General features: G+C 70.8%; 18 protein-coding genes. 7 read left to right on the forward strand and 11 right to left on the reverse strand.

Annotation, left to right across the window (positions count from 1 at the left end):
- Positions 1-25: 25 nt before the first annotated feature.
- Positions 26-967: an ABC transporter substrate-binding protein gene (locus ACGFWJ_RS18370; RefSeq protein ID WP_387637399.1), complete on the reverse strand. Its 942-nt coding sequence runs from the start codon at positions 965-967 to the stop codon at positions 26-28.
- A 303-nt stretch (positions 968-1,270) separates the two neighbouring features.
- Positions 1,271-2,236: an ABC transporter substrate-binding protein gene (locus tag ACGFWJ_RS18375; protein WP_392950616.1), complete on the reverse strand. Its 966-nt coding sequence runs from the start codon at positions 2,234-2,236 to the stop codon at positions 1,271-1,273.
- Between the two features lie 564 nt (positions 2,237-2,800).
- Here ACGFWJ_RS18375 and ACGFWJ_RS18380 point away from each other — a divergent pair.
- Both ACGFWJ_RS18380 and ACGFWJ_RS18385 read left to right on the forward strand, forming a co-directional pair.
- Positions 2,801-3,994: an NADP-dependent malic enzyme gene (locus ACGFWJ_RS18380; protein WP_392950618.1), complete on the forward strand. Its 1,194-nt coding sequence runs from the start codon at positions 2,801-2,803 to the stop codon at positions 3,992-3,994.
- Between the two features lie 227 nt (positions 3,995-4,221).
- Positions 4,222-5,184 carry a zinc-binding dehydrogenase gene (locus ACGFWJ_RS18385; protein ID WP_392950621.1) on the forward strand — a complete coding sequence of 321 codons (963 nt, stop codon included), beginning with the start codon at positions 4,222-4,224 and terminating at the stop codon, positions 5,182-5,184.
- A 98-nt stretch (positions 5,185-5,282) separates the two neighbouring features.
- Here ACGFWJ_RS18385 and ACGFWJ_RS18390 read toward each other — a convergent pair whose 3' ends face one another.
- From ACGFWJ_RS18390 to ACGFWJ_RS18415, 6 genes are all read right to left on the reverse strand, one after another.
- Positions 5,283-6,287, reverse strand: a complete 1,005-nt coding sequence (locus tag ACGFWJ_RS18390) for a PadR family transcriptional regulator (protein ID WP_392950623.1) — start codon at positions 6,285-6,287, stop codon at positions 5,283-5,285.
- A 1-nt stretch (position 6,288) separates the two neighbouring features.
- Positions 6,289-7,182 (reverse strand): DUF4097 domain-containing protein, encoded by an 894-nt coding sequence (locus ACGFWJ_RS18395; protein ID WP_387865513.1) that lies wholly within the window; start codon positions 7,180-7,182, stop codon positions 6,289-6,291.
- Between the two features lie 220 nt (positions 7,183-7,402).
- Positions 7,403-7,585 carry a DUF6104 family protein gene (locus ACGFWJ_RS18400; protein ID WP_387637385.1) on the reverse strand — a complete coding sequence of 61 codons (183 nt, stop codon included), beginning with the start codon at positions 7,583-7,585 and terminating at the stop codon, positions 7,403-7,405.
- Between the two features lie 129 nt (positions 7,586-7,714).
- Positions 7,715-11,479 (reverse strand): multifunctional oxoglutarate decarboxylase/oxoglutarate dehydrogenase thiamine pyrophosphate-binding subunit/dihydrolipoyllysine-residue succinyltransferase subunit, encoded by a 3,765-nt coding sequence (locus tag ACGFWJ_RS18405; RefSeq protein WP_392950627.1) that lies wholly within the window; start codon positions 11,477-11,479, stop codon positions 7,715-7,717.
- Between the two features lie 289 nt (positions 11,480-11,768).
- Entirely contained in the window at positions 11,769-12,908 is a 1,140-nt protein-coding gene (locus tag ACGFWJ_RS18410; RefSeq protein WP_387637380.1) for an ATP-binding protein, read from the reverse strand.
- Between the two features lie 78 nt (positions 12,909-12,986).
- Complete coding sequence (locus ACGFWJ_RS18415) at positions 12,987-13,721, reverse strand: response regulator transcription factor (RefSeq protein ID WP_014138042.1); 735 nt, start codon at positions 13,719-13,721, stop codon at positions 12,987-12,989.
- A 359-nt stretch (positions 13,722-14,080) separates the two neighbouring features.
- On the opposite strand from ACGFWJ_RS18415, the gene ACGFWJ_RS18420 reads away from it, so the two are divergent.
- The 3 genes from ACGFWJ_RS18420 (at position 14,081) to ACGFWJ_RS18430 (ending at position 17,879) form a co-directional block, all read left to right on the forward strand.
- On the forward strand, positions 14,081-14,776 hold the full coding sequence (locus ACGFWJ_RS18420; protein WP_392950629.1) for a rhomboid-like protein: 696 nt from the start codon (positions 14,081-14,083) through the stop codon (positions 14,774-14,776).
- Positions 14,777-14,885: 109 nt separating this feature from the next.
- On the forward strand, positions 14,886-17,279 hold the full coding sequence (lon, locus tag ACGFWJ_RS18425) for an endopeptidase La (RefSeq protein ID WP_392950631.1): 2,394 nt from the start codon (positions 14,886-14,888) through the stop codon (positions 17,277-17,279).
- A 78-nt stretch (positions 17,280-17,357) separates the two neighbouring features.
- Positions 17,358-17,879, forward strand: a complete 522-nt coding sequence (locus ACGFWJ_RS18430; RefSeq protein ID WP_392950635.1) for a GtrA family protein — start codon at positions 17,358-17,360, stop codon at positions 17,877-17,879.
- A gap of 25 nt (positions 17,880-17,904) precedes the next feature.
- Here ACGFWJ_RS18430 and ACGFWJ_RS18435 read toward each other — a convergent pair whose 3' ends face one another.
- Entirely contained in the window at positions 17,905-18,939 is a 1,035-nt protein-coding gene (locus ACGFWJ_RS18435; protein ID WP_392950638.1) for a DUF3533 domain-containing protein, read from the reverse strand.
- A gap of 107 nt (positions 18,940-19,046) precedes the next feature.
- Between ACGFWJ_RS18435 and ACGFWJ_RS18440 the strand changes: the two genes are divergently transcribed.
- Both ACGFWJ_RS18440 and ACGFWJ_RS18445 read left to right on the forward strand, forming a co-directional pair.
- A complete protein-coding gene (locus tag ACGFWJ_RS18440) occupies positions 19,047-19,511 on the forward strand; it encodes a MarR family winged helix-turn-helix transcriptional regulator (protein WP_392950640.1) in 465 nt (154 codons plus the stop codon).
- Between the two features lie 116 nt (positions 19,512-19,627).
- On the forward strand, positions 19,628-21,205 hold the full coding sequence (locus ACGFWJ_RS18445; protein ID WP_392950643.1) for an MDR family MFS transporter: 1,578 nt from the start codon (positions 19,628-19,630) through the stop codon (positions 21,203-21,205).
- A gap of 63 nt (positions 21,206-21,268) precedes the next feature.
- Here ACGFWJ_RS18445 and ACGFWJ_RS18450 read toward each other — a convergent pair whose 3' ends face one another.
- Positions 21,269-21,496: a hypothetical protein gene (locus tag ACGFWJ_RS18450; protein ID WP_387865501.1), complete on the reverse strand. Its 228-nt coding sequence runs from the start codon at positions 21,494-21,496 to the stop codon at positions 21,269-21,271.
- A 14-nt stretch (positions 21,497-21,510) separates the two neighbouring features.
- Positions 21,511-22,671, reverse strand: a complete 1,161-nt coding sequence (locus ACGFWJ_RS18455) for an anion permease (RefSeq protein ID WP_392950646.1) — start codon at positions 22,669-22,671, stop codon at positions 21,511-21,513.
- Between the last annotated feature and the right edge of the window lie 63 nt (positions 22,672-22,734).

Below are 22,734 nucleotides of genomic sequence, written 5' to 3' on the forward strand. Positions count from 1 at the left end.
GTCAGGGGTTCGGGCGGGCGGAGGGTCAGCTCTTCGCGGCGTTGATCTCGGAGGTGGTGACGGCGCCGGCGGCGACACCCCACTTGTCGAGGACGGCCTTGTAGGTGCCGTCGGCGATGAGCGCGGTGATCGCGCCCTGGACGGCCTTGGTCAGCTCGGTGCCCTTGTTGACGATCACGCCGTACGGCGCGGAGTCGTAGGTGTCGCCGACCTTCTCCAGCTGGCCGCCGGTCTGCTTCAGCGCGTAGTCGACGACCGGGGAGTCGGCCAGCATGACCTGGTCGCGGCCGGCCATCAGGGACTGGGTGACGTCCGTCTGGAGGACGAACTTGTCGCCGTCGTTCGGGATGGCGGGCTTGCCGGCCTTGGCGCACGCCGGGTTCAGGGTGTCCTTGACCTCGTCGGCCTGGGTGGTGCCGGTCTGCACGGCGACCTTCTTGCCGCACAGGTCCTTCGGGTCGATCTTGTTCGGGTTGCCCTTCTTCACGGCGGCGGCGGAGCCGGCGGTGAAGTAGGTGACCATGTCGACGGTCTTCTCGCGCTCCTTCGTGTCGGTGAAGGAGCTCATGCCGAGCTGGTACTTGTTCGAGGAGATGCCCGGGATGATCGCGGTGAACTCGGCGTTCTGGACGTCCGCGGTCAGGCCGAGCTTCTGGGCGATGGCGACCCCGAGGTCGATGTCCATGCCGACGATGTTGCCCTTGTCGTCCTTGAACTCGTTGGGCGCGTAGGAGGCGTCCGCGGCGATCACGAGCTTGCCGGAGGCCTTGACGTCGGCCGGGAGGAGGGCGGCCAGCGCCGGGTCGGCGGAGGCGGCCGGGATGACCTGGGTCGGTATGGCCGCGGCGCCCGCGCCACCGCCGGAGCCGGAGTTGCTGGTGGTGCTCCCGCAGGCGGTGAGGAGCAGGGAACCGGTGGCGAGGACGGCGGCCGCGGCGATCAGCCGGGTGCGCGGGGTACGGGTCATGAGGGGATCCTCCTGGGGAGTCGGACGGGGTCAGCGCCGCTTGGGGGGAACGGTGCGGGGATACAGCGGGGTCGGTGCTCGCCACCCTCCGCCGAGGTGACACGTGGATCCGATGTGTGGGAATCCTGCCACCGTGAAGGCCTGATCAGGCGCCGGATCAGATCAAAATCGGATAACAGGACCACCATGTGTCCGCTATTCGGACTATTCGCCTGGCCATGTCACATTGTGCATAAGTATGCACCCATGGGCTGCCGGGGCCCAGGACCGCCACCGGCCCCGGGCCCCGTCCCACACGCGGCCCTAGAAGCCGCCGTTCACCACCGCGTTCTGCGCCGCACCCGCGGTCAGACCCCACTTCGAAAGGATCTTTTCGTACTCACCACTGCGGATCACCCGGTCGAGTGCCTTCGCCAAGGTGTCCCGCAGCGCGGTGTCCTCCTTGGACAGCACGATCCCGTACGGACCCGGCTGCATCTGCTCGCCCACCACCTGGAACTGCGCACCCGCGCGCCCCTGCTGCGCCGCGTACGCCGCCGCGGGCGTGTCACTCAGATCGGCGACCGCCTTGCCCTGCGCCACCAGCGCGAGCGCCTGGTCGTCGGTGTCGGTCTGCTGCACCGTCAGCTTCTTGCGGGTCTTCTCGCACACCGGGACCTGACGCTCGGCCAGCGCCGCCTGCACAGTGCTGCGCTGGAGAGCCACCGTTCGCCCGCACAGGTCGTCCAGGGTGGCGATCTTCTGCGGGTTGCCCTTGGCCACCACGATCGAGGTGCCGGTGACGAAGTAGTCGATGAAGTCCACACCGGAGTTCATCTTCATGCCCTTGGCGTCGGTGCCGTCCCGGCGCTGCAGGTTGTCGGTCATCCCCGACATCACCACGTCGAACTCGCGGCCCTGCAACCCCAGGAACAGCCGCTCGAACGGCGTCTGGCTGAACTCCACCCGCACGCCCAGCGCGCGGCCCAGCGCGTTCGCCAGATCGACGTCCAGGCCGTCCGGCTTGCCCTCGGCGTTCTTGAACCCGATCGGCGCGTAGCCCAGGTCGGTGCCGACCCGCAGCACCCCCGCACTGCGCACCGGGTCGGGCAGCTGCCCGTGCAGGTCGGGGGCCGCGGAATCCCCCGAGGAGGACGTGCTGGTGCAGGCCGCCAGCAGCAGTGAACCGGCCACCGCGGCGAGGCCGAGCCGCTGACCTGCACGCGGTCTTGCATGCGGTCCTTCCTGCGGTCTCGCCGAGGGGGCGGAGGGGTGGGTGGCGAACGACATGAGGGATCCTCCTGTGGAGAGGTGGCGCGGGCCGGCGCCGGTGCGCGGGTGTGCGCGACCGGGCGCGGGCGGGCCTCCGGACGCGGAGCGGAAAGGCGTGGGAACGTCCGGACAACGGTGGTCGAACTCCGGATACTGCCATCCCACCCGGACGATCCCGGTGGCGGGTGTGTCAGAATCTGCTATCGGGTGACCCCCGACGCAGAACTCAGACCGCCGGTTCGCCACAGGGCCGGGGGTGCGCAGGAACGGAAGCCGTCACCGGCTCCGTATCCGAAGCACCAGCTCCCTTGCGTGTCTGCGTTCACTCCTGCGAGTGCCTGCGGACCCCTCGCTATCGGGGGCCACGCGGAACAAGACGGACCCGGTACATGTTGCGAAGCCGGTGTCCCGACGAAAGCGCAGAACACCGAAAACCCTCACCCGAGGGCGCCCGCCCGACGGCAGCGCCCCGACCCGGCCACGGGTACGCCACCGACGGCGTGCCCGTCTTCGCGCATCGGCGCGCGAACGGGTCGAAGTCCGTCGGAAGCGCGCCTTCGCTGATATGACGAAGAGGTCATTGTGGCAGCGGAGATCATCACCGATACCCAGAGCACGGCCGACCCGGTCGACGCCGTCTTCGCGCTGCACCGCGGCGGCAAGATGGAGATCCGGGCCACCGTCCCGGTGCGCGACGCGGACGACCTGTCCCTCGCCTACACCCCCGGCGTCGCCCGCGTCTGCACCGCGATCGCGGAGAAGCCCGAGCTGGTCAACGACTACACCTGGAAGGCCAACACCGTCGCCGTCGTCACCGACGGCACCGCGGTGCTCGGCCTCGGCGACATCGGCCCGGAGGCCTCGCTGCCCGTCATGGAGGGCAAGGCCATCCTGTTCAAGCAGTTCGCCGGCGTCGACGCGGTGCCGATCGCGCTCGCCTGCACCGAGGTCGACGAGATCGTCGAGACCGTGGTCCGGATGGCCCCGTCCTTCGGCGGCATCAACCTGGAGGACATCTCCGCCCCCCGCTGCTTCGAGATCGAGAAGCAGCTCCAGGAGCGGCTCGACATCCCGGTCTTCCACGACGACCAGCACGGCACCGCGATCGTCAGCACCGCCGCCCTGTGGAACGCCGCCAAGGTCACCGGCCGCGAGATCGGCGACCTGCGGGCCGTCATCTCCGGTGCCGGCGCCGCCGGCATCGCGATCGCCAAGATGCTGGTCGCCGCCGGCATCGGCGACGTCGCCGTCTGCGACCGCCGCGGCGTGGTCCACGAGGGCCGCGGCGACCTGACCGACGCCAAGGCGGAGATCGCCGCGCTCACCAACCGCACCGGCCTGAAGGGCAGCCTCGTGGACGCCCTGAACGGCGCGGACGTCTTCATCGGCGTCTCCGGCGGCACCGTCCCCGAGGAGGCCGTCGCCACCATGGCGCCCGGCTGCTTCATCTTCGCGATGGCCAACCCCACCCCGGAGATCCACCCCGAGGTCGCGCACCGCTACGCGGCGGTCGTCGCCACCGGGCGCTCCGACTTCCCGAACCAGATCAACAACGTGCTCGCCTTCCCCGGCATCTTCGCCGGCGCGCTGTCGGTCCGGGCCAGCCGGATCTCCGAGGGCATGAAGCTCGCCGCCGCGAAGGCCCTGGCGGGCGTCGTCGCCGACGAGCTGACCCCGCAGAAGGTCATCCCGTCCCCGTTCGACGAGCGGGTCGCCCCGGCGGTCACCCGGGCGGTCGCGGAGGCGGCGAAGGCGGAGGGTCTCGCGCGCATCTAGTACCACGAGGGCGTGGGGAGACCTGCGCGAGCGGATGGGCGCGAAATCAGGGGCGCGGGGAACTGCGCGACAAGCGCACGTCACGTCCGCAAGGTCGCGATCAAGTGCAAGCCATTGCCCTGCGTCGCGATCTTGCGGACGTGGTGCGTTCCCCTCCGCGCAGTTCCCCGCGCCCCTGGCGGTGCTCACCCTGGTTTCGCACCCTTTGGGCCTGTATGGTCCCGGGCATGTTTGCTGCCTATGCCGCACGTATCAGTCCTGACGACCCGTTGAGCGCGCTGGAGCTGGGCGAGGTGCCCGAGCCCGAGGTGCGGCCGGGGTGGAGCGTGGTGACGGTGAAGGCCGCCACGTTGAACCACCATGACCTGTGGTCGTTGCGGGGGGTGGGGCTGCCGGCCGAGCGGCTGCCGATGATCCTGGGGTGCGACGCCTCGGGCGTCGATGAGCACGGCAACGAGGTGGTGATCCACTCGGTGGTCGGACAGAGCGGTCACGGGGTGGGGCCGGACGAGCCGCGGTCGATTCTCACCGAGCGGTACCAGGGGACGTTCGCGCAGCGCGTCGCGGTGCCGACGTGGAACCTGCTGCCGAAGCCGAAGGAGCTGAGCTTCGAGCAGGCGGCGTGCCTGCCGACGGCGTGGCTGACGGCGTACCGGATGCTGTTCACCAACGCGGGCGTGAAGCCGGGTGACACGGTGCTGGTGCAGGGGGCCGGTGGCGGGGTGTCGACGGCGTTGGTGGTGCTGGCGAAGGCGGCGGGGCTGCGGGTCTGGGTGACCGGGCGGGACGAGGCCAAGCGGGCCCGGGCGGTCGAGTTGGGCGCGGATGCCGCGTTCGAGAGCGGTGCCCGGCTGCCGGAGCGGGTGGACGCGGTGATGGAGACGGTGGGCGCGGCGACGTGGTCGCACTCGGTGAAGTCGTTGCGTCCGGGCGGCACCATCGTGATCTCGGGGGCGACCAGCGGGCCGAGCCCGAAGGCGGCCGAGCTGAACCGGATCTTCTTCCTGGAGCTGAAGGTGGTCGGTTCGACCATGGGGTCCAAGGAGGAGCTGGCCGGCCTGCTGGCGCTGTGCGCGAACTCCGGGGTGCGTCCGGTGATCGACTCGGTGCGGCCGCTGGCGGAGGCCCGGGAGGCGTTCGAGCAGCTGGAGCGCGGGCAGGTGTTCGGCAAGCTGGTGCTGACCCCCTGACCCCCTGACCCCCTGACCCCTGACCGCCTGAGCAGGCGAAGGGCCCCTGAGCAGGCGAAGAGCCCCTGACCTTCCTTCAGGTCAGGGGCTCTTCGGGCTCATCGGCGCTCGTGCAGGGCGCGGGCCGCGGCGGCCAGGGCCTGTTGGGCGCGGGCCAGGCCGGCGGCGTCCACACCGCGGTCGCGGGCGGTGTCGCGGACGTGGTCGCGGAAGCGGTCGAGCAGGCGCTCCAGTTCGCGGACCGGGTCGCCGGCCGGGTCGGTGCGGGCCCAGTCCGGCAGCTCGGTGTCGGACTTGTCGAGGTCGATCCGGACGGGTTCTTCCGGGGCCGGCGTCTCGGTGGCCGGTGTCTCGTGGGAGCCCCAGCGGGCGGCGTCGGCGAGTGAGCCGAGGCCGCGGGTGAGTTCGGCGAGGCCCTCGGCGAGGCCGGTGGACCAGTCGCCGTGCGAGGTGTGCTCGCGGACCTGTTCCTCGATCCGGCGCTTGAGCCGCAGCGCTTCCTGCTGGGCGGCGGTGCGGGCGGCCTTGGACTGCTCGCGCAGCCGCTTGGCCTCGGCCTCGGCGGCCTTGGCCTGCTGCCGGGCCGCCTTCTCCTGCTCCTTGGCGCGCCGGGCCTGTTCCTTGGCCTCGGCCTTGAGCTGGGCGAACTGTTCCTTGGCGCGCTGCCAGGACTCCTTGTCCCGCCAGGGTGCGGCGAACGGGTCGCCGCCGGCGGCGGGGGTCTGTTCGGCCTGCTGCCAGAGTTCGGCGCGCAGGTCCTTGGCGCTGTCCCGGACGTCCTGCCGGATGGCGCCGGCCAGCTGGCCGACGGAGTCGTGGATCTCGGCCTCCAGGGACGTCAACTCGTCCTGGCGGGAGGCGAGTTCGGTGCGCCCGGTGTCCGTCAGCCGGTAGACCTTGCGGCCGCCCTCGGTGGTGTGGCTGACCAGTCCCTCGGCCTCCAGCTTGGCGAGCCGGGGGTAGACGGTGCCCGCGGAGGGCGCGTACAGGCCGTGGAAGCGCTCCTCCAGCAGGCGGATCACCTCGTACCCGTGCCGGGGGCTCTCGTCGAGCAGCTTCAGCAGGTACAGGCGAAGCCGGCCGTGGCCGAACACCGGGGTCATTTCAGGCCTCCTTGGTCAGGTCGAGCGGGCCGGAGGTCAGTTCCTTGGCCGGCCGGTCCTCCTCGGCGTCGGGACGGCGCTGGACGGTGACCGCACCGGTGACGGTGGTCACCTGGAGGCGGCCGGCGCCGGAGCCGAGCTGGCCGGAGAGCTTCTTGGATCCCCAGCCGCCGCCGACGGCGAGCTCGGCGAAGGCGCTGGAGAGGGTGCCGCTGGTGGTGCCGGCCTCGACCTTGGCGTCGGCGAACGAGGGCAGCCGGACGCCGACCGCGCCGGAGACGGTGGTCACGCCGATGTCGGTGGGGGTGGCGGCGTCCAGGTCGAGGGTGACCGCGCCGGACACCGAGTGGGCGCGGATCCGGGTGGCGCTGCCGGCCACCAGGGTGACCGCGCCGGAGACCGTGTTGACCTTCAGCTCGCCGGACAGGCCCTCGGCGTCCACGTCGCCGGAGACGGTGTTGGCGGAGACCGGGCCGGTCAGCCCGGCCAGCGTGGTGTCGCCGCTGGCGCCGTTCACCGCGACCTCGCCGGTGATGCCGGAGACGGTGGCGTGCGCGGAGACCGTGCCGACCTTGACCGCGGCGGCGGCCGGGACGGCCACCGTGATCTCGGCCCGGCGCTTGCGGCGCAGGCCGGAGAAGTACGACTTGACGGTCTCCACGGACTTCACGGCCACGCCGACCTCGGCCCAGCTGAGGTCCTTGTAGCTGACGGTGAGTACGCCGTCGATCAGGGTCACCTCGAGCGGTTCGCCCTCCAGAGCGGCGACTTCGAGGCGGGCCGGTCCCTCGGTGGGGACCACGTTCACGGTGCCGTCGACGATCCGGACGTGCAGGATGTGCGCGGCCTCGTCGAAGGTGATGGTCTCGGTGCTGTCTACCGTCTGCTGGAACATGTCCGGCTCCCCGTCCTCCCATACGCGATGTATCGCGTTCTCTTTGATATTTACGATATATCGCGTCGGGCGGAAGTCAAGGAGATCCGACCCCGATCCGGACCCGGAGCGCACCCCGGCCGACCCCGACCCCACCCTGAAGGGCGACCCCGGGACCGCCCGAAAAAGCCGGCGGCCCGGGAGGCGAGAACGCCTGCCGGGCCGCGCTGCTGAGGGCTTGTCAGTCCTCGTCGTCCTCGTCGTCCAGCCGGGCCAGCCAGGTGGCCAGCCGCTCCACCGGCACCTCGAAGTCCGGGTTCAGGTCGACGAACTCGCGCAGGCGCTCGGCCAGCCACTCGAAAGTGACCTCCTCCTCGCCACGCCGGCTGTCCAGCTCCTCGATGCCGCGGTCGGTGAAGTACACGGTTACTCGCTCCGGTGGGTGGTTCTGGTACGCCGCCGCCCAGGATAGTGCGCCGCCCGGGAACGGATGCGGCCCCCGCCCCCGGAGACCGGGGGCGGGGGCCGACAGGGCCGGGTGGGCGTCAGCGCGTCAGAGCGCGAACACCTCGTCGACCAGGGCCGCCTGCTCGGCGGCGTGCCGCTTGGCCGAGCCGACCGCGGGGGCCGAGGAGGCCGTGCGGGCGACGCGGCGCAGGCGGGCGCCACCGTTGGCGGAGCGGCCGATGACGACCTGCAGGTGGTCGACCAGGTTCATCGCGATGAACGGCCAGGCACCCTGGTTGGCCGGCTCCTCCTGCGCCCAGACGAACTGGACACCCTCGCCGTAGCGGGCCAGCTCCTCCTGGAGCTCCGCGATCGGCAGCGGGTACAGGCGCTCGACGCGGACGATCGCGGTGTCGGTGACGCCACGCTCGGTCCGGGCCGCCTCCAGGTCGTAGTAGAACTTGCCGGAGGTGATGACCACCTTGCGGACCTGCGCCGGGTCCACCGTGCTGTCGCCGATCACCGGGCGGAACGAGCCGCTCATGAACTCGGACGACGAGGACGCCGCGGCCTTCAGACGCAGCATCGACTTCGGGGTGAAGACGACCAGCGGCTTGTGGTGCGGGTTGTGCGCCTGCCAGCGCAGCAGGTGGAAGTAGTTCGACGGCAGGGTCGGCATGGCGACCGTCATGTTGTCCTGCGCGCACAGCGCCAGGAAGCGCTCCGGGCGGGCGGACGAGTGGTCCGGGCCCTGGCCCTCCATGCCGTGCGGCAGCAGCAGGGTGACGCCGGAGTGCTGGCCCCACTTCTGCTCGGCGGACGCGATGTACTCGTCGACCATGGTCTGCGCGCCGTTGACGAAGTCGCCGAACTGCGCCTCCCACATGACCAGCGCGTTCGGGCGGGTCAGCGAGTAGCCGTACTCGAAGCCCATCGCCGCGTACTCGCTGAGCAGCGAGTCGTAGACGGTGAAGCGGGCCTGGTCCTCGGTCAGGTACATCAGCGGGGTGTAGTCCTCGCCGGTGTTCCGGTCGATCAGCACCGCGTGGCGTTGGCCGAAGGTGCCGCGGCGGGAGTCCTGGCCGGCCAGCCGGACCGGGTGGCCCTCCATCAGCAGCGAGCCGATGGCGAGCGCCTCGCCGGTCGCCCAGTCGATGGTGTTGTCCTCGATCGAGGCGGCGCGGCGCTGGAGCTGCGGCAGCAGACGCGGGTGCACGGTCAGCCAGTCCGGCAGGTTGACCTGCGAGGCGGCGATCCGCTTGATCATCTCGGCGGAGATGCCGGTCTGGATGGACACCGGGAAGTCCGCGACCGGGCGGCCGGTCTCGGCCGGCGCCGGGGCGGCGGTGGCCTCGCGGACCTCCGCGAACACCTTCTCCAGCTGTCCCTGGAAGTCCTGGAGCGCCTGCTCCGCCTCTTCCATGGTGATGTCGCCGCGACCGATCAGCGCCTCGGTGTACAGCTTGCGCACCGAACGCTTCTTGTCGATCAAGTCGTACATCAGCGGCTGGGTGAACGACGGGTTGTCGGCCTCGTTGTGACCGCGGCGGCGGTAGCAGATGAGGTCGATCACGACGTCCTTGTGGAACTGCTGACGGAACTCGAAGGCCAGCCGCGCGACGCGGACCACGGCCTCCGGGTCGTCGCCGTTCACGTGGAAGATCGGCGCCTCGATCATCCGGGCGACGTCGGTGCAGTACATCGACGAGCGCGAGGAGGTCGGGGCGGCGGTGAAGCCGACCTGGTTGTTGACCACGATGTGCACGGTGCCGCCGGTGCGGTAGCCGCGCAGCTGCGACATGTTCAGCGTCTCCGCGACCACGCCCTGGCCCGCGAAGGCCGCGTCGCCGTGGATCTGGATCGGCAGCACCGGGAAGGTCGTGCCGCCGAAGTCCAGGATGTCCTGCTTGGCGCGGGCGATGCCCTCGACGACCGGGTCGACCGTCTCCAGGTGGGACGGGTTCGCGGCCAGCGACACCTTGATGGTCTCGCCGTCCAGGCCGGTGAAGGTGCCCTCGGAGCCCAGGTGGTACTTCACGTCGCCCGAGCCGTGCATCGACTTCGGGTCGAGGTTGCCCTCGAACTCGCCGAAGATCTTGCCGAACGGCTTGCCGACGATGTTCGCCAGCACGTTCAGGCGGCCGCGGTGCGCCATGCCGATGACGGCCTCGTCGAGGCGGTGCTCGGCGGCGGCGTCGATGGTGGCGTCCAGCAGCGGGATGAGCGACTCGCCGCCCTCCAGCGAGAAACGCTTCTGCCCGACGTACTTGGTCTGCAGGAAGGTCTCGAACGCCTCGGCCGAGTTCAGCCGGCGCAGGACGCGCAGCTGCTCCTCGCGCTCCGGCTTGGTGTACGGCTTCTCCAGGCGCTCCTGCAGCCACTTGCGCTGCGCCGGGTCCTGGATGTGCATGTACTCGATGCCGACGGTGCGGCAGTACGTGTTGCGCAGCAGGCCGAGGATGTCGCGGAGCTTCATCATCTTCTGGCCGCCGAAGCCGCCGACCGCGAACTCGCGCTCCAGGTCCCACAGGGTGAGGCCGTGCGTGGTGACGTCCAGGTCGGGGTGCTTGCGCTGCATGTACTCCAGCGGGTCGGTGTCGGCCATCAGGTGACCGCGGACCCGGTAGGAGTGGATGAGCTCCATGACACGCGCGGTCTTGTTGACCTCGTCGTCGTGCGTGGTCGCCACGTCGGTGGCCCAGCGCACCGGCTCGTACGGGATCCGCAGAGCCTCGAACACCTCGTCGTAGAAGTTGTTCGCGCCCAGCAGCAGCTGGTGGATCGAGCGGAGGAACTCGCCCGAGGCCGCGCCCTGGATGACCCGGTGGTCGTACGTCGAGGTGAGCGTCATGATCTTGGAGACGCCCAGGCGGGCCAGGGTCTCCGGGGAGGAGCCCTGGAACTCGGCCGGGTACTCCATCGCGCCGACGCCGACGATGGTGCCCTGGTTCTGCATCAGGCGCGGCACGGAGTGCACGGTGCCGATGCCGCCCGGGTTGGTCAGCGAGACCGTGACGCCGGTGAAGTCGTCCATGGTCAGCTTGTTGGCGCGGGCCCGGCGGACGATGTCCTCGTAGGCCTGCCAGAAGCCGAAGAAGTCGAGCGTCTCGGCCTTCTTGATGGCCGCGACGACCAGCTGGCGGTCGCCGTTCGGCTTGACCAGGTCGATGGCGAGGCCCAGGTTCACGTGCTCGGGCTTCACCAGGTAGGACTTGCCGTCCTCCACCTTGTAGCTGTAGTTCATGCCCGGGTTGGCCTTCACGGCCTGAACCAGCGCGTAGCCGATCAGGTGGGTGAAGGAGACCTTGCCGCCGCGGGCGCGCTGCAGGTGGTTGTTGATGACGATGCGGTTGTCGATCAGCAGCTTGGCGGGCACCGCGCGCACCGAGGTGGCGGTCGGAACCTCCAGCGAAGCATCCATGTTCGACGCCACGGCCTTGGACGGGCCGCGCAGCTGCACCAGCTCCGGGCCCTCGGCGGCGGCCTTCGCGGCGGCGGCCGGGGCCGGAGCCGGGGTCGCGGCCTTCGGCGCGGGCGGCGCGGCGGGAGCGGCGGCCAGCGGCGCGGGGGCCACCGGCTGCGCGGGCGCCGGGGTGGCGGCCATTGGAGTGGCATCGGCCGGAGAAGTCGCGGCCGGAGCAGCGGCAACAGGAGCGGCAACGGGGGCCGGCTGGGCGCCGACCGGGGTTGCGGCCTGGGTCACGGGAGTCACCTCGGTACCGGGCTTGTAGTCGGCGAAAAAGTCCCACCAGGCACGGTCGACCGAAGCCGGGTCCTGGAGGTACTGCTGGTAGATCTCGTCGACGAGCCACTCATTGGGGCCGAAGCCAGTGGAGCTTGCCGAGCTGGGGGTTTCTTGGTGTGGCGACACGGGGCAACCGCCCTCTTCCGCTTCCTTTTGGGATGGTGGACAGCGGGGATTAAGGCTACGCCTCCGACCAGTGATCGCGCAGTCCCCGATGGTCAGGCGTCGCCCAGATCACATCGGTGGACCGGATTTTGGCTGGAATTGTGCGTTAGAGATGCCGGAAAGCAGGGAACCCGCGGCCGGGGCGATCACTGCCATACCGAGTGAAAATCGGACGAACAGGCGGGCCGGGACGGTCCGTTGACTGTCCCGGCCCGGCCTCGAACGCGGTTTGTACCGGTTCCGCCACAAACTAGACGGCGATCGCGCTTTCACCCGGCAGGGTGACCTCGATCCGGCAGCCCGCGGCGGCCTCCGCCACCCGGATCCGGCCGCCGTGCAGGTCCACCGCCCAGCGGGCGATGGCCAGCCCGAGGCCGGTCCCGCCGTCACTGCCCGGGCCGAGCGCCGTCGGCGAACCGCTGCGGCCGAACCGCTCGAACACCCGCTCCCGGTCGGCGACCGGAATGCCCGGACCCTGGTCCTCCACCTCCAGCAGCAGCCCGCCGCCCTCCGCCGCCCGGGCCCGCACCGTCACGGTGCCGCCGGCCGGCGAGTGCTTGCAGGCGTTGTCCACCAGATTGGCCACCACCTGGTGCAGCCGCTCCGCGTCCGCCACCGCCGACAGCTCGGCCGGCTGCACGTCGACCGCCAGCCGCACGTCCTCGCGCCGGGCGTACGCTCCGCCCGCCGTCGCGCCGTCCACCGTCACGCCCCGCAGCACGCCGTCCAGGAACTCCCGCACCTGGAACGGGCGGCAGTCCAGCGGGACGACGCCGTCGTCCAGCTTCGACAGGTCCAGCAGGTGGGTGACCAGCCGGCCCAGGCGTTCGGTCTGCTCCAGCGCGGTGCCCAGGTTCTTCGGGTCCGGCTTCACCACGCCGTCCACCACGTTCTCCAGCAGGCCGCGCAGCGCCGCGATCGGCGTGCGCAACTCGTGCGAGACGTTGGCGATCAGCTCGCGGCGGTGCCGGTCGGCGGCCTCCAGGTCGCCGGCCATCCGGTTGAAGGTGTCGGCCAGCTCGCCGATCTCGTCCCGGGAGGACACGTCCACCCGGGCGGTGTAGTCGCCCTCGGCCATCGACCGGGCCGCCGCCGTCATGTCCCGCAGCGGCGCGGTCAGACCGTTCGCCAGGAACTGCATGAACAGCAGCGAGGCGATCAGCGAGAAGATCATGATGATCCGGATCTGGGTCTCCGACCGGATCGCCACCACCACCATGCCGGTGGCCAGCACCACCGAGACCACCACCAGCATCGCCAGCTTGCCCTTGACCGAGCGCACCGGATCGAACGGGCGGATGTCGGCCCACACCCGGCGCGCGGCGCGCACCGCCAGCGGGGGCTGCGGGGTCGGCTCGGCTTCCCCGTTGCGTTGCTGTGGAAAGGTCATGTGTCCCCAGAACTCGTCCCCCGTGCACGACCGGACCGCCGCGCGGGCCCCCCGGAGGCCCGAACCGGCGGCTCCGGGTCAGGACAGCGGAGCCTCCAGCGCGTAACCCACGCCGTGCACCGTACGGATCCAGCTCGCACCGATCTTCCGGCGCAGCGCCTTCACGTGACTGTCGACCGTGCGGGTGCCGGACGCGTCGGTCCAGTCCCACACCTCGGCCAGCAGCTGCTCGCGGGTCAGCACCGCACGCGGCTGCGCGGCCAGGCAGGCCAGCAGGTCGAACTCGGTCGGCGTCAGGTGCACGTCGCCCGAACCCAGCCGGACCCGGCGCTGCACGTGGTCGATCTCCAGCTCGCCGAAGCGCAGGCTGCCGAGAGCCGGCGTGCGGGCCGCCTGCTGGGCGCGCTCCACCCGGCGCAGCAGCACGTTCACCCGGGCCGCCAGCTCGCGCATCGAGAACGGCTTGGTCATGTAGTCGTCCGCGCCGACGCCCAGACCGACCAGCAGGTCCGTCTCGTCGTCCCGCGCGGTCAGCATCAGCACCGGCACCGGGCGCTGGGCCTGGATCCGGCGGCACACCTCGAGGCCGTCGAAGCCCGGCAGCATGATGTCGAGCACCACCAGGTCGGGCTGCCAGGTGTGGAACCCGTCCACTGCGCCCGGCCCGTCGTGGGCCACCGCCACCTTGAAGCCCTCGGCTCCCAGGCGCGCCGCGATCGACTCCGCGATGGTCGGCTCGTCCTCCACGACGAGCACCCGTCGCTGGGTACCCACCGGGCCACTGCTGATCGTCTCTTGCTGAATCTCTGTCACGGTCACGCCACCGCCCCCAGGGCTGCGGGCCGGCCGTCTGTGGGGACGGGCGGGCTCCGCGTTGTAGTCGTCTCAATCCGTCTTGGGCTGTTGCCCCGCCCGCCGGTGCTGCTCCTGGCAGCGTACGGACGCCGTCCCCGCCCGGGTGGGCTGACCGGATGATTCCGGCCGCGGACCGTCATGCTTGGCAGGTCCCCGATCGGACGGGCACGGGCCAGTACCTTACCCAAAGCGCTTGCGACCTGTAACGGTACGTGTGCGAGCGGCATATGCACGGACAGTGGTCTTCACAGGACTTACCCAGACACCTCTCACCTGCCACCCGTATCGTGGGGCGGACGAAGCGTTCGGGAGGCACGATGACCAGCGCGGAACTGCGACGACGGCTGATCCGGCCGGGCCTGCGGGCCGTCCCCACCCCCCGGACGAACCCGTTCGCGCTCGGTTACCTCGGCCTGCTGCTCGGCACCACGCTCTACGCCCGCTTCGGCGACCCCGACACCGTGCACCGGCTCCAGTCGGTGTCCTCCACCGACGCGCACAACCTGCTCGTCCACCCCGTGGTCTCCCTCATCGGCAGCGGCCTGTGGGTCGCCGGCTCGGTCTGGGCGCCCTACTTCTGGGCCTTCCTCTGCACCGTCGCACCTCTTGAACGACGGGCGGGGGGAGTCCGTGCCCTCGGCGTCTTCGGGGCCGGGCACATCGGCGCGACGCTGCTCTCGCAGGGGGTGGCCGTGGCGAGCGTGGCCGGAGGGGCGGCCGGGCCCGATGTGCTGGACGCGATGGACATCGGCGTCAGTTACGGGGTGCTGGCCTCGCTCGGCGGGCTGGCCGGACTGCTGCCGCGGCCCGGGCGGGCCGTGGCGCTGGGCGCGGGGCTGGCGTTGATCGGGCACCAGTTGCTCTCCGACCCCGATCTGGTGACTTCGGTCGGGCACCCGGCGGCGTTGCTGTTGGGTGTGGCGATGTGGCCGTGGCTGAGGCGCGGCAGGGGGCCGCGCGGGCCGGAGCGGGCGTGGGCGTGGAAGCGCTCGACGGCCGTCGCGGAGGGCTGAGACATCCACCCTGAGTCCCCTTCGCTCAGGGTGAACACCCGGAGGGGAACAACCGAGGCGTGCCAAACCTTAGTCAGGTCAGCTCAACTTCACTGACTGGGGAGAGATCATGGCATCGACGTCCATTCCGCTCACTCTGCCCGTGCTGCCCCTCGACGACGAGGTCGTGCTCCCTGGCATGGTGGTTCCGCTGGAGCTTTCGGATCCGGAGGTGAGGGCTGCCGTGGAGGCGGCCAGGGCGGGGAGCAACGGGGGGAAGCCGCAGCTGCTGCTGGTGCCGCGGCTCGACGGGTCGTACGCGGCGGTGGGTGCGCTGGCGACGGTCGAGCAGGTCGGGCGGCTGGCGGACGGTGACCCGGCGGCGCTGGTACGCGCGGTGCGCCGGGTGCGGATCGGCAAGGGGACGACCGGGCCGGGGGCGGCGCTGTGGGTGGAGACCACGCCGTTCCAGGAGTCGGACGCCGGGCTGCCGGTGGCAGGTCGGGCGGCCGAGCTGGCCAAGGAGTACAAGGCGCTGTCCACCAAGTGGCTGCGCAAGCGCGGGGCATGGCAGATCGTGGACCGGGTGGCCGCGATCGAGGACATCGGCGAGCTCGCGGACAACATCGGGTACGCGCCGTTCGCCACCGCCGAGCAGAAGCTGAAGGTGCTGCTGGAGGCCGACCGTCAGGCCCGGCTGGAGTACGCGCTGGGCCTGCTGCGCGAGCACCTCGCGGAGGAGGAGGTCAACGACACCATCCGCAAGGACGTCGAGGAGGGCGTCGCCAAGCAGCAGAAGGAGTTCCTGCTGCGCCGCCAGCTGGAGGCCGTCCGCAAGGAGCTGGCCGAGCTGAACGGTGAGGCGGGTACCGAAGAGGATGACTACCGGGCGCGGGTGGAGGCGGCCGAGCTGCCCGAGAAGGTCCGGGAGGCGGCGCTCAAGGAGGTCGACAAGCTGGAGCGTTCCAGTGATCAGTCGCCCGAGGGCTCGTGGATCCGCACCTGGCTGGACACCGTGCTGGAGCTGCCGTGGAACGAGCGCTCCGAGGATTCGTACGACATCACCGCCGCGCGTGCCGTGCTGGACGCCGACCACACCGGTCTGGCGGACGTGAAGGACCGGATCGTCGAGTACCTGGCGGTCCGCAAGCGCCGGGCCGACCAGGGGCTCGGCCAGATCGGCGGCCGGCGCGGAGGTGCGGTGCTGGCGCTGGTCGGCCCGCCCGGTGTCGGCAAGACCTCGCTGGGCGAGTCGGTGGCCCGCGCGATGGGCCGGTCGTTCGTCCGGGTGGCGCTGGGTGGCGTCCGGGACGAGGCGGAGATCCGCGGCCACCGGCGGACGTACGTGGGCTCGATCCCCGGCCGGATCGTCCGGGCGATCAAGGAGGCCGGGACGATGAACCCGGTGGTGCTGCTGGACGAGATCGACAAGGTCGGCTCGGACTACCGGGGCGACCCGGCGGCGGCGCTGCTCGAGGTGCTGGACCCGGCGCAGAACCACACCTTCCGGGACCACTACTTGGAGGTCGAGCTCGACCTGTCCGACGTGGTGTTCCTGGCCACCGCCAACGTGCTGGAGGCCATCCCGGAGCCGCTGCTGGACCGGATGGACCTGGTCCGGCTGGACGGCTACACCGAGGACGAGAAGGTCTCCATCGCCCGCGACCACCTGCTGCCCCGCCAGCTCGCCAAGGCGGGCCTCGCCGCGGAGCAGCTGACGGTGGACGAGGAGGCGCTGCGCCGGCTCGCCGCCGAGTACACCCGGGAGGCGGGCGTCCGGAACCTGGAGCGGTCGATCGCGCGGGTCCTGCGCAAGGTCGCCGCGCAGACCGAGCTGGGCGAGCGCGAGCTGCCGGCCGCGATCGGCCCGGACGACCTGCGGGCGCTGCTGGGCCGGCCGCACCACGTGCCGGAGTCGGCGCAGGAGCCGGCCGAGCGTCGCACCGCGGTGCCCGGGGTGGCGACCGGCCTGGCGGTCACCGGGGCCGGTGGTGACGTCCTCTACATCGAGGCGTCGCTGGCGGACGCGGAGACCGGCTCGACCGGGCTGACGCTGACCGGGCAGCTGGGCGACGTGATGAAGGAGTCGGCGCACATCGCGCTCTCCTACCTGCGTTCGCGCGGCGCCGAGCTGGAGCTGCCGGTGACGGGCCTGCGCGAGCGGGGCATCCACCTGCACGTGCCGGCCGGCGCGGTGCCGAAGGACGGCCCGAGCGCGGGCATCACGATGACCACGGCGCTGGCCTCGCTGCTGTCGGGGCGCAAGGTGCGCACCGACGTGGCGATGACCGGCGAGGTGTCGCTGACCGGCCGGGTGCTGCCGATCGGCGGGGTCAAGCAGAAGCTGCTGGCCGCAGACCGGGCCGGGGTCACCACGGTGATCATCCCGAAGCGCAACGAGGCGGACCTGGACGACGTCCCCGCCGAGGTGCTGGAGCGGCTCACGGTGCACGCCGTGTCCGACGTCCGGGAGGTGCTGCGGCTGGCGCTGGAGCCGGCGGAAGTGCTGGTCGCGGCGGCCTGATGACGGCCGAGGGGCCGGGGAGTGTCCACTCCCCGGCCCCTGGTGGTTGCCGATTGTGGCCCATGGCAGACTTCCGGCATGCCGTCCCCTACGCAGCGCGCGCTGACCGCAATGCCGGAGAACTTCCGTCCGTTCCTGGTCAAGCACCGCAAGTTGGTGAAGTTCCTCGTGGTCGGAGGAACCTGCTTCGTGCTCACCATGTTGATCAACTTCGCTCTGAAGATGACCGTCTTCGAGGCCAAGCCGCTCGTCGCCCTGACCGTCGCGACCGTGATCGCCACCGGCGTCTCGTACGTGCTGAACCGGCAATGGTCCTTCCGGGCCGCCGGCAAGCATCGCGAGGCTGTCCTGTTCGTCGTGGTCAGCGCTCTCGCGGTCGGTGTCAACGACCTTCCGCTGGCGGCCTCGCGCTACCTGTTCGACCTGCGGGAACCGCACGTCACCCACATGACCCAGGAGGTCGCCGACTTCCTCAGCGGCATGATCCTGGGCACCCTGCTGGCGATGGTGTTCCGCTACTGGGCGATGAACCGGTACGTGTTCACCCGGTTGTCGGACCGGGTGAGCGAGGAGCAGGGGCGGGCGACCGAACGGGTCTGACCCCGCCCCTTTCCGTGACGGCCGCTCACACCTCCGTCGGGGTGGGGCGGCCGAGGAACGGGTGGCGGGACGCCGCGAGGAAGGTCACCGCGACACCGAGGGCGGCCCAGACCGCCAGCACCGTCAGCGGCATCGCCAGCGCGGACGAGCCCAGGTAGGCGATGGAGCGGGTGGCCGAGGTGCCGGCGCCGTTCGGGATCCACTGGCCGATCGCCCGCCAGAACGTGGGCAGCAGCGGCGGCGGGTAGACGCCGCCCGCGCTGGGATTGCCCAGCACCACGAAGATCAGTACCGCCACGCCGATGCCGATGATGTCGAACAGGCACTGCAGCGCCATGGTGACCGCGCCGACCGCGAACACCACCAGTGCGCCGATGGCGGTCAGGGCCACGATCGAGCCAGGCAGCGCGTCCAGGATCGGGCCGGTGATCAGCGTGCCGCCGAGGCCCGCGACGACCGAGTACAGCGCCAGGGCGCCCAGGCGCACCGCGGCCCGGTTGACGTTGGCGGGGCGGGCACCGGCGCTGATGCCGAGGATCGAGGCGACCAGGTAGCCGCCGACGCACCAGCCGACCACCAGGTAGAAGCTGGACAGGCCCCTGCCGTCGCCGGGGGCCAGCGGAATGGTGTCCTGCACCTCGACGGTGCGGTGCTGGGCGGCCGCGACCTTGGTGACGATCAGCTCGGCGGCGCCGGAGGCGGCCGGGCCGCGGGCCTCCGCGACCAGCAGGGTGTCCTGGGTACCGGTCGGGTCGAACACCCAGGCCGCGTAGATCTTCTGGTCCTTGATCCGGGCCTTCGCGGTCTCCGCGTCGGGCAGGACGGACGCACGCACCGCGTCGTCCGGGACGGACTCCAGGGCGGCGGTCAGCTTCGGAGCGACCTCGGGCGGGGCAACCACTGCGATGGACAGCTGGTGCGGCTTCGGCTGGTGGAGCGCACCCACGTACGAGGTGATGAAGCCGAGCTGGAGCAGCAGGACGGCGACGACCATGAGGAACGCGCGTGGTGTCACCGCGTCCTTGAGATCGGCGACGAATCCCTTTGCAGGCTCTGCCATGGGCGGGCATCTCCCTATCAATCCGGTACCAGTACACAAATCGGATACTTAATATCATGAAACAGTTGCGCCCCGGAGAACGTGCAGGCTGCGCGATACTGAGCGCCATGAACGACCCCGTGGCAGAGCCGAACGCCGCCGAACTGGCATTTCTCGCGGTCGAGCGCGAGGTGGCGACGCTGTTCCGGCGCAGCAGGGCCCGGGCCGCCGAGGTCTCGCGGCAGGTGCACCCCGAGCTGGAGGCCGGGGCGTACGTCCTGCTCTCCTTCATCCGGGAGTCCGGGCAGGCGCGGGTGACCGACATCGGGCTGCACTTCGGCGTGGGCAAGGCCACGGTGAGCCGGCAGATCCGGGCGATCGAGGAACTGGGGCTGCTGCGGCGGGAGACCGACCCGCTGGACCGGCGGGCCTCGCTGGTGTCGCTGACCGAGGAGGGCGAGCGGCGGTTCGCGGCCGCCCGGGAGGCGCGGATGGCGCGCTTCCGGGCCTCGCTGGAGGCGTGGGAGGTGGGCGAGCTGGAGCAGTTCGCGCGCCTGCTGGAGCGGTTCAACGAGCTGACCGAAGGGGTCTGACCCGTTCTGACCTGGGCCTTTGAGGGGGCCCTTTACTTTGACTTGAATAAAGTTGTCTTAGTCAACTATCGGCGTATAGTTGCTTGAGGCAACGAATTTTTAGTCGAAGGAAACGCATGTCGACGACCCCCCAGACACCCCCGCAGGCCCAGCTGTCCCACCGCCAAGTGCTCGAAGCCCTGTCGGGCCTGCTGCTCGGCCTGTTCGTGGCCGTGCTGTCCTCCACGGTCGTCTCCAACGCGCTCCCGCGGATCCTCCACGACCTGCACGGTGGCGAGTCCGCCTACACCTGGGTGGTCACCGCCGCCCTGCTCTCGATCACCGCCGCCACCCCGCTCTGGGGCAAGCTCTCCGACCTGGTCAGCAAGAAGCTGCTGGTCCAGATCGCCATGGTGATCTACGTGCTCTCCTCGGCACTGGCCGGTCTGTCGCAGAGCATCGGCATGCTGATCTTCTGCCGCGTGCTGCAGGGCATCGGCGCCGGCGGTGTGATCGCGCTCGGCCAGATCTGCCTGGCCGCGATGGTCCCGCCGCGCGAGCGCGGCCGGTACAGCGGCTACTTCGGCGCGGTGTTCGCACTCGCCACCCTCGGCGGCCCGCTGATCGGCGGCGTCATCGTGGACACCTCCTGGCTCGGCTGGCGCTGGTGCTTCTACGTCGGCGTCCCGTTCGCCCTGCTCGCCATCCTGGTGCTGCAGCGCACCCTGAAGCTCCCCGAGCAGACCGTCCGCAAGCCGAAGATCGACTACCTGGGCGCGGTGCTGATCACCGCCGCCGTCAGCCTGCTGATGATCTGGATCTCGCTGGCCGGCAAGAACTACGACTGGGTGTCCTGGCAGACCGCGGTGATGGTGCTCGGCGGCCTGGCACTGGCCGGACTGTTCGTCGCCGTCGAGAAGCGCGCCGCCGAGCCGCTGATCCCGCTCGACCTGTTCCGCCACCGCACCGTCGCGCTCGCCTCGGTGGCCTCCGCTTTCGTCGGCGTCGGCATGTACGGCACCACCACCTTCCTCGGCCAGTACTTCCAGCTCGCCAAGGAGAAGACCCCCACCCAGGCCGGTCTGCTCACCCTGCCGATGATCCTCGGCCTCGCGGTGTCCTCCACGGTGGCCGGAAAGCTCATCACCAAGTACGGCAAGTGGAAGGGCTACCTGGTCGGCGGCACCGTGATGCTCGCCGTCGGACTCGGCCTGATGGGCACCGCCCGGGCCGGCACCTCGTACGGGCTGCTCGCGCTCTACATGGCGGTGGCCGGCATCGGCCTCGGCCTGACCAGCCAGAACCTGGTCCTCGCGGTGCAGAACACCGTCCCGCGCCACGAACTGGGCGCGGCCAGCTCGGTGGTCACCTTCTTCCGCACCATGGGCGGCGCGATGGGCGTCTCCGCGCTCGGCGCGCTGCTGGGGCACAAGGTCGCCTCGTACATGGCGGAGAACTTCGTCAAGGCCGGCCTGCCCGCCCCCGCGGGCGGCGGCGACGGCATCCCGGACCTGCACGCGCTGCCCGCGCGGATCGTCCCGCTGGTCACTGACGCGTTCGGGCACGGCGTCGGCACCGTGTTCCTGGTCGCCGCCCCGTTCGCGGTGGTCGGCTTCCTGCTGGTGCTGTTCATCCGCGAGGTGCCGCTGCGCACCGCCGACGACGACCGGGCCGCCGCCCCGGCCGCCAAGGCCGCGGAGCTGGTCACCGACTGATCGCTGCCGACATGCGTGAAGGGCCCCGCCGGATGGCGGGGCCCTTCGTCGTGTCCGCTCGCGTTACTTGGCGGCGATCAGCGAGATGCCGTACGCGACCACCGCGGCGCAGGCGGTGAAGCACACGACCGCGGCGGCCAGGGCCGGGACGCCCTTGCCGGTGCCGGCCTCGACGGCCGCCTCGCGGCGGGTCAGCGCCAGGTTGCCCAGCGCGAAGACGGTGACGACGGCGAGGGTGACGGCCAGGCTGACGCCCGCGGTCTCGGCCAGAGCGGCCCACTTGATGTGCATGATTCGTAGTCCTTTCAGGCCGCGATGGTGGTCTGGCCGGTCGGGCTGCCGGTGACCGGCAGGTCCACCGTCTCGCTGTCGTGCACGTTGCCGGCGTGCACCGGCTGGCGGCGGGAGATCAGCCACATCGAGCCGGCGCCGAGCACCAGCGCCACGCCGACCACGGCCACGCCCCAGTCGCCCTGGTCCGCGATCAGGGCGGCCAGGCCGGACACCGCGGCGGCGGCCGGCAGGGTCAGGCCCCAGGTGTAGACCATGCGGCGGACCATGCCCCAGCGCAGCTTGCCGGAGGGGCCGCCGAGGCCCGCGCCCATGATGCCGCCGGAGCAGACCTGGGTGGTGGACAGGCCGTAGCCCATGTGCGAGGAGGTCAGGATCACGGTCGCGGCGGCGGTCTCCGAGGCGAAGCCCTGCGGCGGCCGGATGTCGGCCAGGCCGGAGCCCATCGAGCGGATGATCCGCCAGCCGCCCATGTAGGTGCCCAGCGCGATCGCCAGACCGGCGCTGACGATCACCCAGGTCGGCGGGCCGTCGCCCTTGTGCAGCTGGCCGGCCGAGATCAGGGTCAGCGTGATGATGCCCATGGTCTTCTGCGCGTCGTTGGTGCCGTGCGCCAGCGAGATCAGCGAGGAGGAGAAGATCTGGCCCCGCCGGAAGCCCTTCTCGGTGCTCTTCTTCGGGCTGCTGCCGGCGATCAGGTAGGCCAGCTTGGTGGCGCCCCAGGAAGCGACGCCCGCGATGATCGGGGAGGCCACCGCCGGGATCAGGATCTTGGAGACCACGACGCTGAAGTTGACGCCGCCGATGCCGGCGCCGACCACCGTCGCGCCGATCAGGCCGCCGTACAGGGCGTGCGAGGAGGACGAGGGAAGGCCCTTGAGCCAGGTCAGCAGGTTCCACAGGATCGCGCCGACCAGGGCGGCGAAGATGATCGAGGGTTGCAGTCCGGCCTTCTCGTTGACGATGCCACCCGAGATGGTGGTGGCCACCTTGACCGAGAGGAAGGCACCACCGAAGTTCAGCGCCGCGGCGATGGCCACGGCGACCTTGGGCTTGAGGGCGCCGGTGGCGATGGAGGTGGCCATCGCGTTGGCGGTGTCGTGGAAGCCGTTCGTGAAGTCGAAGGCGAGCGCCGTGATGATCACAACGGCCACCAGGAACGTGATGTGTTCCATACCCAAACAATCGTCGAAGGTGTCGGACTGACGTTGCTGTCCTCGGTGACCGTAGGAAGCGAT

This window comes from Kitasatospora sp. NPDC048407 (genome assembly GCF_043200475.1).
GTDB lineage: Bacteria > Actinomycetota > Actinomycetes > Streptomycetales > Streptomycetaceae > Kitasatospora.